The organism is Streptomyces sp. L7 (assembly GCF_050990935.1).
In the GTDB taxonomy this organism is placed as follows: domain Bacteria; phylum Actinomycetota; class Actinomycetes; order Actinomycetales; family Microbacteriaceae; genus Leifsonia.
In genome coordinates this window covers 3,415,677-3,428,364 of record NZ_CP194644.1, presented here as the reverse complement: position 1 = coordinate 3,428,364, position 12,688 = coordinate 3,415,677, and the positions used below count along the sequence as shown (strand labels likewise).

General features: G+C 70.8%; 12 protein-coding genes and 1 pseudogene. 3 read left to right on the top strand and 10 right to left on the bottom strand.

Going from position 1 to position 12,688, the window contains the following annotated elements:
* The first annotated feature begins 22 nt into the window (after window positions 1-22).
* Window positions 23-934, top strand: a complete 912-nt coding sequence (locus ACR5MH_RS17440; protein ID WP_431348340.1) for a YczE/YyaS/YitT family protein — start codon at window positions 23-25, stop codon at window positions 932-934.
* Between the two features lie 80 nt (window positions 935-1,014).
* On the opposite strand, the gene ACR5MH_RS17435 is transcribed toward ACR5MH_RS17440, so the two are convergent.
* Entirely contained in the window at window positions 1,015-1,773 is a 759-nt protein-coding gene (locus ACR5MH_RS17435; protein WP_431349450.1) for a MerR family transcriptional regulator, read from the bottom strand.
* 97 nt (window positions 1,774-1,870) lie between these two features.
* Here ACR5MH_RS17435 and ACR5MH_RS17430 point away from each other — a divergent pair.
* Window positions 1,871-2,458, top strand: a pseudogene (locus ACR5MH_RS17430) (MBL fold metallo-hydrolase); the annotation flags it as partial.
* 141 nt (window positions 2,459-2,599) lie between these two features.
* On the opposite strand, the gene ACR5MH_RS17425 reads toward ACR5MH_RS17430, so the two are convergent.
* The 5 genes from ACR5MH_RS17425 to ACR5MH_RS17405 form a co-directional block, all read right to left on the bottom strand.
* The gene (locus tag ACR5MH_RS17425; protein ID WP_433861992.1) at window positions 2,600-4,642 is read right to left on the bottom strand and encodes an APC family permease; all 2,043 of its coding nucleotides are present in this window, start codon (window positions 4,640-4,642) and stop codon (window positions 2,600-2,602) included.
* Window positions 4,643-5,016: 374 nt separating this feature from the next.
* Window positions 5,017-5,646, bottom strand: coding sequence for a PadR family transcriptional regulator (locus ACR5MH_RS17420; protein WP_431348338.1), 630 nt, complete (start codon window positions 5,644-5,646; stop codon window positions 5,017-5,019).
* Complete coding sequence (locus ACR5MH_RS17415) at window positions 5,643-6,470, bottom strand: DUF4097 family beta strand repeat-containing protein (protein ID WP_431348337.1); 828 nt, start codon at window positions 6,468-6,470, stop codon at window positions 5,643-5,645. The genes ACR5MH_RS17420 and ACR5MH_RS17415 overlap by 4 nt, the downstream gene beginning before the upstream one ends.
* 274 nt (window positions 6,471-6,744) lie before the next feature.
* A complete protein-coding gene (locus ACR5MH_RS17410; protein WP_431348336.1) occupies window positions 6,745-7,347 on the bottom strand; it encodes an antibiotic biosynthesis monooxygenase in 603 nt (200 codons plus the stop codon).
* Between the two features lie 124 nt (window positions 7,348-7,471).
* The gene (locus tag ACR5MH_RS17405; RefSeq protein WP_431348335.1) at window positions 7,472-8,533 is read right to left on the bottom strand and encodes an NAD(P)-binding domain-containing protein; all 1,062 of its coding nucleotides are present in this window, start codon (window positions 8,531-8,533) and stop codon (window positions 7,472-7,474) included.
* A gap of 149 nt (window positions 8,534-8,682) precedes the next feature.
* On the opposite strand from ACR5MH_RS17405, the gene ACR5MH_RS17400 reads away from it, so the two are divergent.
* Window positions 8,683-8,928 (top strand): DUF3073 domain-containing protein, encoded by a 246-nt coding sequence (locus ACR5MH_RS17400; protein ID WP_431348334.1) that lies wholly within the window; start codon window positions 8,683-8,685, stop codon window positions 8,926-8,928.
* A 131-nt stretch (window positions 8,929-9,059) separates the two neighbouring features.
* Here the strand turns inward: ACR5MH_RS17400 and ACR5MH_RS17395 are convergent, their stop codons facing one another.
* The 4 genes from ACR5MH_RS17395 to ACR5MH_RS17380 all read right to left on the bottom strand — a co-directional run bounded on the left by ACR5MH_RS17395 (window position 9,060) and on the right by ACR5MH_RS17380 (window position 12,637).
* Complete coding sequence (locus tag ACR5MH_RS17395) at window positions 9,060-9,668, bottom strand: response regulator (protein WP_431348333.1); 609 nt, start codon at window positions 9,666-9,668, stop codon at window positions 9,060-9,062.
* Between the two features lie 61 nt (window positions 9,669-9,729).
* Window positions 9,730-10,875 (bottom strand): sensor histidine kinase, encoded by a 1,146-nt coding sequence (locus tag ACR5MH_RS17390; protein WP_433861991.1) that lies wholly within the window; start codon window positions 10,873-10,875, stop codon window positions 9,730-9,732.
* 53 nt (window positions 10,876-10,928) lie between these two features.
* Window positions 10,929-11,672 (bottom strand): ABC transporter permease, encoded by a 744-nt coding sequence (locus ACR5MH_RS17385; RefSeq protein WP_431348331.1) that lies wholly within the window; start codon window positions 11,670-11,672, stop codon window positions 10,929-10,931.
* Window positions 11,669-12,637, bottom strand: a complete 969-nt coding sequence (locus ACR5MH_RS17380) for an ABC transporter ATP-binding protein (protein WP_431348330.1) — start codon at window positions 12,635-12,637, stop codon at window positions 11,669-11,671. Before ACR5MH_RS17380 ends, ACR5MH_RS17385 begins: the two co-directional genes overlap by 4 nt.
* Between the last annotated feature and the right edge of the window lie 51 nt (window positions 12,638-12,688).

Below are 12,688 nucleotides of genomic sequence, written 5' to 3'. Positions count from 1 at the left end.
ATCGAGCGATTGGATTATCAGCATGTCCCGCTTCCTTCTCACCCGGCGCCTGGCTCAGCTCCTGGTCGGGCTGTTCCTGTACGGCATCGCCATCGCGTTGATGGTGCGCGCCGGGATCGGCGTCTCGCCGTGGGACGTGCTGGCGCAGGGGGTGTCATACAAGACGGGCATCCCGTTCGGGCTCGTGACCAACCTGGTCGGCCTCGTGGTGCTGGCCTTCTGGATCCCGCTGCGGCAGCGGCCCGGGCTCGGGACCGTGCTCAACGTCCTCCTGGTCGGCCCGAGCGCGCAGCTCGGGCTCTGGATCATCCCGCAGCTGACGGTGCTCTGGGCGCAGGTGCTGGCTTTCGCCGCCGGCCTCCTGCTGCTCGCGGTCGCCACCGGCCTCTACATCGGGCCGAAGCTGGGGCCCGGGCCGCGCGACGGGCTGATGACCGGCCTCCACGCCCGCACCGGCCGGCCGATCTGGGCGGTGCGGACCGCGATCGAGGTCACGGTGCTCATCATCGGCTGGTTCCTCGGCGGCAACGTCGGCGTGGGGACGCTCGCGTTCGCGCTGCTGGTCGGGCCGCTGTGCAGTCTCACCCTCCCGTTCTTCGCGATCCGGATGCCGGAGCCCGCACCCGCGGACGCCGAGCTGGAGGGCGAGCTCGAAGGCACGGCGGAGCAGGGCCTCGGCCTCCGCGCGGAGGGTGCGGACGAGCGGGATGCCGTCCGTTTCGACGTGCGAGACGGCATCCTGCTCGAGTCCGACGCGGCGACCCGCTCGCGCGCGATCGACCGCGCCGCCTCCCCGCTGGTGCGCGGCCCGCAGCCCGACCGTGGCCCCGCCGAACCCGCGGCCCCGCGCCGCCCCTCCCGCCTCATCGAGGCGCACTGGCTCGACGACCGCCTCACCGGCCGCGCCCGTCGCACCCACCCCCGCCGCGCCTAGCCCAGCCGAGCAGCCATCAGTTCCTCACTTTCTCCCGCTCGCGCCCGGCGTTTTGCGGGAGAAAGTGAGGAAGCGACTGCTCAGGACAGGGAGGCGGCGTAGAGGCGGAGGGCGTCGCGGACGAAGGCGGCGCCCTCGGTTCCGCCGTAGTCGGCGGCGAAGCGCGGGTCGGCGACGTACATGTCGCCGAGTCCGGTCAGGTACGCGGCCGGCGGGGCGCCCGTGCCGTAGCCGGGCGTGCCGGGGATGTCGGCCAGCCACTCGGCGTGCCGGCGGGCGAGCGTCTGCGCCTCCTCCGACGCCGGGTCCACCCCGCGCGCGGCGGCGGCCGTCCAGTCGGCGGCGAGCGCCTTCTGCCGCTGCTGCCAGCCGGCGCGCTCCTCGGCGGTCATGCCGCGCCACCACCGGTCCGAGGCGGCGTACGCGTCCTTCCCCCAGCGCTCCTCGACCTCCTCCTTGTACTGGGTGTGGTCGAAGCCGTCGAACATCTCCTCAGCCACGATCTCCCCTCCTTCCTCCACAGCGTGGATCGTCGACTCGACCGACGCGATCTGCCGCGCCAGCCGTTCCCGCTCGCTGCGTAGCCACGTCAGGTGGTCGCGCAGGGCGGGGACCGCATCCTGCCTGCTGTCGAGCACGCGTGCGATGGCCGGGAGGCCGAGCCCGAGGTCCCGCAGCAGGAGGATGCGCTGCAGCCGCACGAGGGAGTCGCGGTCGTAGTGACGGTAGCCGTTCGCGGCGATCCGGCTCGGCGGAAGCAGGCCGAGCTCGTCGTAGTGACGCAGCGTCCTGCTCGTCGTCCCGGCGATGCGCGCGATGTCCTGGATGCTCCAGTCCACGGTCGTCTCCACCATGTCCGTCTCCTCTCGTGGGGTGCTGAAAGACCACGGTAGAGGTTGACGTTACGTCAAGGTCAAGTGCCGGCGCGATACTGTCGTGCTTGTGCGTGATCTCCGTTCGCTGACTGCCGTCGCTCCGGGCATCCTCTTCGTCGAGGGCCCCGCCTCCAACTGGACGGTCTTCCACGGCCGGGGACACGTCGAGCTGGTGGACTGCGGCTATCCGGCCGACCGCCCCCTGGTCGAGAAGTCGATCCGCTCGACCGGGCTCGATGTCTCCGCGCTCACCCGCATCATCGTGACGCACGGACACTCCGACCACCTGGGACCGGCGCGCGACTACAGCGAGCGCTTCGGCGTGGAGGTGCTGGCCACCGCGAGCGAGCTGCCGAACGTCCGTCGCGAGATCACCGAGCAGGTCACCGTCGCCGACCTGATGCCGGTCGCGCTCCGCCGCGGCACCATCCCCTGGGCGGTGTCGGCCATCCGTGCGGGCGGCCTCGGCGACGTCGGCGTCCCGTCCGCGCAGGCGATCGCCGCCGACGTGCTCGAGCTGTCGACCGGGCACCGCCTGGAGGTGGTGCCCACGCCCGGCCACACGACGGGCCACGTCTGCTTCTTCGAACCGGACGCCGAGGTTCTGATCACGGGCGATGCGATCGTGACCGGGCACGCCCTGCTCGCCGCCGAGGGGAGCTGCAACAGCTACCGACGTTCTTCCACCACGACGTCGACGGAGCGGAGGCGAGCGCGCGGCGGCTCAGCCTGTGCGACGCCCGCTGGGTGCTGCCGGGACACGGGCCGGCGCTGCGGTTGTAGGCGCGCGCTACCGCTTCGCCCGGGCCGGCACGGTCTGCTGCTCGTCCGAGCCCTGCGACGTCCGATCCTCGGCACCCACCGGCGGCACCGCCAGCTCGCCCGGCGCCGCGAATTCGCTCTGCTGCCCGAGCGTGATGGGCGTCGGGTGGATGTGGATCCGCGCACGCGCGGCCGAGGCCGGCGTCAGCGGGCGCCGCGCGACCGGGCGCACCGGCTCGCCACGGCGGTCCTGGCCCGGCAGCGGGCGCGAGCGGCGGCCGTAGATCAGCGACGACGAGTCGAGCAGCCACGGCACGAGCGCCACGGTGACGCCGTGGCACAGCATGAGCTGCTTGCTCAGCCGGCGGGCGCGGTGGTTGTGCAGCAGCGACTCCCACCAGTGGCCGACGATGTACTGCGGCAGGTACACGGTCACGACCTCGGAGCCGTGCTCCTCGCGGCGGTGCTTGAGGTACTTGATCAGCGGCACGCCGAACTCGCGGTACGGCGACTCGATGATCGTCAGCGGGACGTGGATGTTCTGCTCGATCCACTGCCGCTGCAGCTTCTGGGTCGCCTCCTCCTCGATGGAGACGTGCACGGCCTCGATCGAGTCGTGGCGGGCGGCGATCGCGTAGTCCAGCGCCTTGAGGGCCGGCTTCTGCATCTTGCCGATGAGGACGACCGCGTGGTCGCCGACGCTGCCGAAGGTCGTGACCGGGTCGACCTCGACCTCCTTCTCGACATCCCGGTAGTACCGGTTCACTCCGAGCATCAGGAACCAGAGGATCGGCATGAAGATGAACACGAGGTACGCCCCGTGAGTGAACTTCGTGATCGTGACGACGATGAGCACGACGAAGGTCAGCGTCGCGCCGAACGCGTTGATGCAGAGCGACCGCACGATGCTGCTCCGCTCGCGCGCGCCGATCACCGCGTTGCCGTCAGTGCCGCTGCCGCGCAGCAGCGTGACCCAGTGCTTCACCATCCCGGACTGGCCGAGGGTGAACGAGACGAACACACCGATGATGTAGAGCTGGATGAGCTGGGTCAGGTTCGCCTGGTAGACGAGCAGCAGGACCGTCGCGGCGAGCGCCAGCAGGATCATGCCGTTCGAGTAGACGAGGCGGTCGCCGCGGGTGTTGAGCGCCTTCGGGGCGTAGGAGTCGCGGGCGAGCACCGAGCCGAGCAGCGGGAAGCCGTTGAACGCGGTGTTCGCGGCGAGCAGCAGCACGACGGCGGTGGCGGCCTGCACGATGAAGAAGAAGAAGGTGTTGTTGCCGAACGTCGCCGCGGCGATCTGCGCGATGAGCGAGCGCTGCGGGGAGGTCGCGCACTGCGCCCAACCCTGGAGGTCGCAGGGGTTCTCTGCGTAGTGCACGCCGCTGATCAGGGCCGTGGCGGTGAGACCGGCGAACAGGACGATCGCGATACCGCCCATCATCGCCAGCGTGGTGCGGGCGTTGCGGATCTTGGGCGTGCGGAACGCCGGGACGCCGTTGGCGACGGCCTCCACACCGGTCAGAGCGGAACAGCCGCTGGAGAACGCGCGCAGCAGCAGCAGCACCATCGCGGCCTGCGTGACGCTGCTCGTGTGCACGGTGTAAGCGGCCGACTCGGCGACAGGCGCGTGGCCGAGCACGGTGCGGACCAGCGCCGTGACGACCATCACGAAGATGCTGCCGATGAAGATGTAGGTGGGGAGCGCGAACGCCTTGCTCGACTCCCGCACCCCGCGGAGGTTGACCGCGGCGAGGATGATGACGCAGAGCACCGCGAGCCCCACCCGCCACGACGCGAGGAACGGCAGCGCGGAGATGACGTTGTCCACGCCGGACGCGACCGACACCGCGACGGTCAGCACGTAGTCGACCAAGAGGGCGGAGGCCACGATCAGGCCGGCCTTCTCACCGAGGTTCTTGTGCGCGACCTCGTAGTCACCGCCTCCGGAGGGGTAGGCCTTGACGAGCTGGCGGTAGCTCAGCACCACCGTCACCATCAGGACCACGACCGCCGCAGCCACCCACGGAGCGAACGTCAGGAACGACAGACCGCCGAGCAGCAGGATCATCAGAAGTTCCTGCGGAGCGTAGGCGACACTCGAGAGTGCGTCGGACGCGAAGATGGGTAGCGCGAGGTGCTTCGGGAGTAGCTGTCCTTCGAGCTTCTCGCTCGGAAGCGGGTCTCCGATCAGCCACCGCTTCGGGGATCTCCCCTCATTTGTCACGAGGGACGAGAATACTCGCTGCCAAAACGCTGTCAAATCGGCGCGTCGCGTCGTCGCCGGAAGGCGATTCCGCCAACACTGGGTCGGCACCCCGCAGAGCATCCGTTTCCGCGGATTCTCGCGGAAGTCGGCCCGTCATCGGCCTCACTGGGAGTGAGATGAGCGTGGGCTGGGACTTTCTGGGGAACTGTTCTCAAAACCCGCTCTCACCGGGCGGTTCAGCTGCTGCCGATCGCCTCGACGATCGCGCGCCGCACGCGCGTCAGCTCCTCCTTGAGAAGGGGCACGACGCTCTCCGGGAGGCCGCCGCGTGCCGCCTGCGAGCGCAGGTCGGTGCGGAGCTGCTGGCGGAACTCGTTGATCGCGACCTCCGCCTCCCGCGCCGCGGCGTTTGCCGCCGCCCGAGCGTCGCGGCCGGCCTCGCGCGCCTCCTGCCGCGGGTCGACACGGGTCGCGTCGCGCTTGGCCTCCCGCGCCGCCGAGGCCAGCTCGGCGCGCAGGGTGCGCATGGCGTCGTTCACGCCCGCGCGGACCTCGTCGGCGAGCCGGCGGACGGAATCGGTGACCTCGTCCTCGATCGCGTCCAGTTCGGGCTCGCGGGCCGCGAGCTCGGCGCGGCCGGCGTCGGTGATTGCGTAGACCGTCTTGCGCCCGTCGGTGGTCTTGGTGACCAGCCCCTCCTCCTCCAGCTTCGCCAGCCGGGGGTAGATGGTGCCGGCGCTCGGCACGTACGTGCCGCCGAAGCGATCGCTCAGCGCCTGGATGAGCTCGTAGCCGTGGCGCGGCTCCTCCGCCAGGAGGCTCAGCAGGTACAGGCGGAGGCTGCCGTGGGCGAAGACGGGGGTCACGCCGACGCCTCCTCCTGAGCCGCGGAGCTGCGGAGCACCGACACAGCGCCTGAGACCGAGTTGACCGTGATGTCCACCCAGTAGCCGTCGAGGCTGCCGGTGGTCGCCGTGTACCCCTTTCCGGCGGATCCGACGACCATGACGTTGTCGAGCTGGACCCGGCCGGAGACGGTGTTGGCGCGGTAGCGGGCGCCGAGCGCCTCCGGGATGCGGATGGTCGTGTCACCCGAGACGGTGTTGATCTGGACCTCGTCGGGTGTGCCCGTGATGTCCACCATGATGTCGGCGGAGACGCCGTCGGCGCTGAAGCGCGGGATGGCGCCGGTCGCGGTGATGTCCCCCGAGACCGTGTGCGCGCTGATGCGGCCGGTGTGGCCGCGGGCGGACAGCTCGCCGCTCACGGAGTTGAGCTCCAGGTCGCCTTCGAGGCCGTCGATGACGACATCGCCGGAGACCGTGCTGAGCCGGGCGTCGGTCTTCAGGCCCGAGATGAGGGCTCCGGCGGAGACCACGCCGAACTTGAGGGCGACGTCACGCGGCACCAGCACGCTGATGTCGGCGCGGGCGCTGGACCTCATCGACTTGAACACGTCGATGAAGTTGTCCCACCGCAACTGCGGGTGGTCGATTTCGAGGCGGTCGCCGTCGATGCTGACCTTGAGGTCGCGGCCGGAAACCGAGTGGACCTCCACCCGCGCCCCCGGCTCGTCGTGACCGATGATGTCGATCTGGCCGCCGAGCAGCCCGACCTTGAGGGAGCGGACGAGCTCCACGTCGATCGTGCGGCTCTCGCCGGGCTGGATGAGCCACTTCTCCTGTGCCATGCTCTCGCGCTCCTTGCGTCGTGTACGTGGGTACGTTTCGTACGTCGTTCGTGCGTTCGGGCTCCGGCGGAGCCCTCGGTGACTCGCGATATATCGCGATGTTGACGTATTCACGATATATCGCGAGTGGCCCCGCCGCAAGCGCCGGGAGCAAATCCCAGGGTCACCTCAGGGACATCCCCGACTCGGGCCTGCGCGGCCCGCGAGTACGCAGGAAATCAGACGAAAACCGCCGATTACGGCGATATTCGGCGTACTCGGCGGGTGGCTGGGCTCAGCGGCGCACGAGCCAGGGGTGCAGGACGCGGGTGACGAACGGGAGGAGGAAGTAGGTCATCGTCGGCGTGAGCAGCAGCGTCGTGATCAGCACGGTCGCGAGCGGCCAGAGCTGGTGCCAGCCGGGTACCAGATAGAACGTGACGTAGGTGAAGACGAGCGAGAGCGGGAAGAATCCGAGCCAGATCGTGACGGCCTGCTTCCAGCGCGGCGGGGCGGCCGGGACTCCGGGCTGCGGCTCGTCGAACCAGCCCTCGATTCCGGTGCGGCGCTCCACGCGGGACACCTCGACCAGCTCGCGGCCCTCGTAGAGCCATTCGGCGCGCTCGTCGGACGCCTCCCACGCCTCCAGCGACGCGGCGTCGGCGAAGCGGTACAGCATGTGCCATTCGTGCGAGTGGGCGTTCGCGCGCACCCAGCCGGAACCGAGGAAGCCCTCGTAGGTGTTGGCGAGGTTGACACCCGCCTGGACCCAATGCGTCACCTCGGGGAGGCGGTCGGGGTCGACGCGGCGGGTGATGGAGACGGTGACGGGGATGCGCGGGGGTGTGTCCGGGTTCTGCGCTTGTGGCGCGAAGAGGTTCGGCTCTTGTGGAGTCATGCGTCCATTCTCGCCGCCGTGCGTTTCGTGCGCGTTTCGCCGGATGCGAGCTGGACATTCGGCACGAATCGCGGCTTTCGCGCGCGCAGGGTCAACATTCGGCACGAATGTCGGAGGGATGCGGCTAGATCTGGGCCATGATCTGGCGCGCGATCACGCGGCCGGCGCGGTTCGCGCCGATCGTGCTCGCCTGCGGGCCGTAGCCCGCGAGGAAAATCCGCGAGTCGTCCCACGACGCACCGGACGCCACCGTGAGGCCTCCGGCCTTCTCGCGCAGCTTCAGCGGCGAGAGGTGCCGCAGCTCCGGGCGGAAGCCGGTGGCCCAGATGATGGCGTCCGCCTTCGTCGTCGAGCCGTCCGCCCAGACGACGCGGTCCGGCTCGATGCGGGAGAACATCTCGCGCTCCACCAGCAGCCCCCGGTCGATCCCGGCCGCGACGCGCCGTGTGCGCGGGACGCCGGTCCCGCTGACGATGCTCGGGAGGGCAAGGCCGGCGCGGGCCGCAGCGTCCTGGGCGGAGACGGCCGCCACGCCGCCCTCGATCGTCAGCTCCGACTCGTTGCGGAAGTCCACCGGGCGGCGGGTCGCCCAGGTCAGGCTCTCGGCGATGCCCTCCAGCTCCAGCAGAAAACCGATCGCGCTCGTGCCGCCGCCGACCACCACGACCGACTGCCCGGCGAGCTCCTCCGCCGACACGTACGACGACGTGTGCAGGTGACGGCCCGCGAAGTCGTTCATCCCCGGATACCACGGGATGAACGGCGCGCCCCACGTGCCCGACGCGTTCACGACGACCCGGGTGCGCGTCTCGCCGCGATCGTGCGCGACGACGAGGTCGGCGCCGCGGTCGAAAACCCGCGAGACGGTCACCGGCCGTTGAACCTCCAGGCCGTAGTGCTCCTCGTACCGGCGGTAGTAGCCGGCGACGATGTCCTTCGCCGGGAGGGCGCGGTCCGCCGTCTCGAAGCTGAGACCCAGCTCCGCCATTCCTGGGAGATCGTTCACATGGTGGGCGCTTCCGAGACGCAGCGCGTCCCACCGGTGCTGCCAGGCGCCTCCGGTGCCCGGACCGCGGTCCAGGATCACGAAATCCTGGCCGGGGACCAACTCGAACCGGCGCAGGTAGTAGGCGACCGCCAGCCCGGCCTGGCCGGCGCCGACGATCACCACCTGGGTGTCGGTCATGCCACTGATCACGCGCTCATTCCATCATCCGACGCTGTGCGGGAACTCGGGGTTCATTGGGGCCACCATGCTAAACTCGACGCTAGTTTTCACTGTTTCTGTTGGATCCCCGGTGCCATTCTCCGGGCAGGACCAAAAGGGGGTCACGCATGGGGCGCGGCCGTCAAAAGGCAAAGCACACCAAGATCGCTCGTCAGTTGAAGTCGTTCAGCCCGAACGTCAACTACGACGCGCTCGAGCGTGAGCTCACCGGACATTCCCACCACGACGACGAGCACCAGTACGACGCGTGGGCCGACTACAACCCGGATGGCGAGGACGACACCCCAGGGTACGACGACGCCGACGAGGACGAGTACGAGGACAGCGAGTCGGAGACGCCCAAGCGCGCCTGAGCCTGACCGCGTCATCCCGCCGATCACCTGAACCTCGACGCGGCGCACCGGCACCCGGCCCGCGATCACCCGAGCGGGCGCTCTGACCCGACGCCGACGGGTCGTGGTGACGCAGGAGCGCGCCCCTGCGCTCAGAGCCACCCTTGACGGGTCGCGATCGCGACAGCCTCGGAGCGGTTGCGCGCGCCCGTCTTGCCGATCGCGCTCGATAGATGGTTGCGCACCGTCCCGTCGCTGAGGTGGAGGCGGCGCGCAATGTCCGTGATCGTGCCGCCCTGGCCTGCCACCGCGAGCACCTCGGCCTCCCGCACGGTCAGCGGCGACGCTCCAGACGCCAGCGACTCGGCGGCCAGCGCGGGGTCGACGACGCGCAGCCCGGAGGCGACGCGGCGTACGGCGTCCGCGAGCTGGCCGGAGGGCGTGTCCTTCACGATGAACCCGGCGGCGCCGGCCTCCATCGCCCGGCGCAGGTAGCCGGGGCGTCCGAACGTCGTCACGATGAGCGAACGGCAGGAAGGCAGGTCGCGCGCGAGCTGCGCCGCGACCTGGATGCCGTCGAGCCCGGGCATCTCCACGTCGAGGAGGGCGACGTCGGCGGCGGAGGCGCGCGCCGCGCCCAGGACCTCGTCGCCGCGGCCGACCTGAGCGACGACCTCCAGGTCGGCCTCGAGGTCGAGGAGGGCGGCGAGCGCGCCGCGGACGAGGGCCTGATCGTCGGCGAGCAGCAGGCGGATGGTCACGGGGCGGTCCTCCTGATCGCGGGCCGGGCGGTGACCCGCGTGGCGGCGTTGAAGCGGAGGGTCACGCGCGCAGCCTCCGCACCGTCAGCAGGGTCCCCCCACGCGGCCCGGCCTCCACCGTCACCGCGGCGCCGAACTCCCGCGCGCGGTCGGTCAGCCCGGCGATCCCGGACCCGAGCACGAGCTCGCGGCGCTCCGCGCCGAACGGGGCCGGGCCGCGGCCGTCGTCCTCGATGCGGAGGGCGTCCGGCTCCACCGTCACCCAGCAGTTGCGGGAGCCGGAGTGGCGGATCACGTTGGTCACGCCCTCCCGCAGCACCCAGCCGAACAGCTCGCGCAGCTCCGGTACGGCGTCTTCGCCGTTGCGCGGCAGGTGCGCCTGGATGTCGGCGGCGGCGAGCCCGGCCTGGGCGGCGGCGAGCTCCGTGGACAGGCTCATCTCGCGGTAGCCGGCGACGGCGGCGCGCAGGTCGGCGAGGGCGGAGCGGGTGAGGCGTTCGATGTCGGCGAGCTCGTCCTCCGCGCGACGCGGGTCCACCGGGATGAGCCGGCGCGCGAGCTCCGACTTCACCGTCACCACCGTCAGCGAGTGGCCGAGGACGTCGTGCATGTCGCGCGAGAACCGGGCCCGCTCCTCCACCACGGCGAGCCGGGCGATCTCGCCTTGCGCGTTCCGGAGGCGGCGGAGGGTGTCGATCTGGCGGGCGAAGGCGCTCATCATGATGCCGATGGAGACCGTGATCAGGGCGATGAACCAGGCGTCCGCGAACGTGTCCGTGAGAAGGAACACGATGACCTGCACCGCCCCGAGCGCGCCGATGATCGTGTTCGCGACCCAGGTGCGCGCGATCGACATCCCCGCGACGGAGGCGACGTAGACCCACGTCCAGAGCGTGTCCAGGCCGATGAACGGGATGAGGATCAGCGTCAGCGCGAAGTACGCCAGCACGCCGATCAGCCGGTAGCGCTCGCCCTCCCACCACAGGATCGGCGGGAGGGCGAGGAAACCCGCATAGACGAGGGCGAGCAGCGCGGTCGCGACGACCTTGGTGCCCAGGGCGCCGGGTGAGGCCCAGAGGCCGACGAGCACGGAGATCTGGTACAGCAGGCCGATGAACGCGCCGGGGTACCAGCGGTAGGCGGAGCGGTGCGTCAGCCGCGCCCGCACCCCGGTGGGACGGTACTCCTCGACCTCGCTGCTGAACACGTCCCTACCCTAGCCAGCCGCGGCCCGGCCGATCGCGGCCCATCGCCTGCGGCTCAGCCACGGGCCGCGTCACGCCGGTAGCGCCACACGATCAGAGCGCCGAGGGCGAGCGTCCACGCGGTCAGCACGAGTGCCGGGGTGAGGGCGTCGCCGCTCTGCAGCGCGCCGAGCTGCCCGACCCGGTTGAGCCAGTACGACGGCACGGCCTGCGCGACGTTCGCGACCCAGGCGGGGAAGATCTGCAGCGGGACCCACAGGCCGCCCAGCACCGCCATCCCCATGAACACGGCCATGAACAGCGGCTGCGCGAACTCCGGCTTGGCGAACTGCCCGATCAGGATGCCGAGGAGAGCGAACGGCACGACGCCGCCCCAGATCGCCAGGCAGGCGAGCATCCAGCTCACCGCGGGGAGGTCGGGGTGGTAGAGCGCGATCGACACGGTGACGATGACGACGATGCTGAGCAGCGCGAGTGCGAGGGCCGCGACGAGCTTGGAGACCAGATAGCCGGTGCCGGTCAGCGGGGTGACCCGGAGCTGGCGGTTCCAGCCGAGCGAGCGCTCGGTGACGATGTTGAACGCCTGCGAGAGGGCGGCCATCATGCCGCCGTACGCGGACACCTGGATGGTCGTGACGACGATCCACGGGAGGTGGGTCACCGCGTCGACCTGGCCACGGCCTCCGAACGTGCCGCCGAAGGCCAGCAGCATGACGAGCGGGACGGCGAGCGTGAAGATCATGGCGCGCATGTTCTTGAGCTGGCGCAGGGACTCGCGTCCCAGGTAGGCGATGCTCATCGGAGGGCTCCTTCGGGGTCGGACAGCGTGGGCCGGGACGGCGCGGCATCGCGCGGGCCGTCGTCCGGCGACTCGGTGAGGGCGAGGAAGGCGTCGTCCATCGTGTGCGCGGTGACCTCGATGTCGTGGAGGTCGCGGTGCGCGGCGAGGAGGGCGCGGAGGGTGGCGTCGGAGTCGTCGCTGACGATCGTGAGGCGCCCGTTGCGGTGATCGACGGACCGGACGCCGGGGAGGGCGCCGACCTCGGCGGCGACCGCCGGGGTCCAGACGAAGCCGGCGGTGGCGGCGATCCGGCGTCCGGAGACGACGGCCTTCACCTCGGCGGGCGTGCCGTCGGCGACGACGCGGCCGCGGGCGAGCATGACGATCCGGTCGGCGTAGGCGTCCGCCTCGTCGAGGTAGTGGGTCGCGAAGACGACGGTGCGGCCCTGCTCGGTGAACTCCCGCATCGAGAGCCAGAAGGTGCGCCGGGCCTCCACGTCCATCGCGGCGGTCGGCTCGTCCAGGAACAGCAGGTCCGGGTTCGACACGACGGCGACGGCGAAGCGGGCCCGCTGCATCTGCCCGCCGGACAGCTTGGAGACGCGCTGCTTGGCGATCTCGGTGCAGCGGGCACGCTGCAACGCTTCGGCGACGCTGAGCGGGTGCCTGTGCGCCGATGCGACGAGCGCGACCGACTCGGCGACGGTGAGGGTGGGGAGCAGCGCGCCGCCCTGCAGCATCGCGCCGACCCTCCCCTCCCGGATCGCGTGGCGCGGGTCGCCGCCGAACAGCTCGGCGATGCCGGCGGTCGGGCGTGCGAGTCCCAGCGCGAGGTCGATGGTGGTGGACTTGCCGGCGCCGTTGGGGCCGAGGAGGGCGATGACCTCCCCAGCGCGCACGGTGAGGTCGACGCCGTCGACGGCGGTGAGCGACCCGAAGGTCTTGCGGAGACCGCTGAGGCGGATAGCTGGTGAGGTGTTCACCGTCTCAGAGTGCCGGGAGGGCGGCCGGGCCGCGCAGGGAGTCCGTCAGGG

Coding starts and splice junctions, on each gene's coding strand:
- ACR5MH_RS17440 (WP_431348340.1), top strand. CDS start 23: ATGTCCCGCTTCCTTCTCACCCGGCGCCTGGCTCAGCTCCTGGTCGGG.
- ACR5MH_RS17425 (WP_433861992.1), bottom strand. CDS start 4,642: ATGATCCTGCTGCTCGGCGGTCTGTCGTTCCTGACGTTCGCTCCGTGG.
- ACR5MH_RS17415 (WP_431348337.1), bottom strand. CDS start 6,470: ATGGCACAGGAGAAGTGGCTCATCCAGCCCGGCGAGAGCCGCACGATC.
- ACR5MH_RS17410 (WP_431348336.1), bottom strand. CDS start 7,347: ATGACTCCACAAGAGCCGAACCTCTTCGCGCCACAAGCGCAGAACCCG.
- ACR5MH_RS17405 (WP_431348335.1), bottom strand. CDS start 8,533: ATGACCGACACCCAGGTGGTGATCGTCGGCGCCGGCCAGGCCGGGCTG.
- ACR5MH_RS17400 (WP_431348334.1), top strand. CDS start 8,683: ATGGGGCGCGGCCGTCAAAAGGCAAAGCACACCAAGATCGCTCGTCAG.
- ACR5MH_RS17385 (WP_431348331.1), bottom strand. CDS start 11,672: ATGAGCATCGCCTACCTGGGACGCGAGTCCCTGCGCCAGCTCAAGAAC.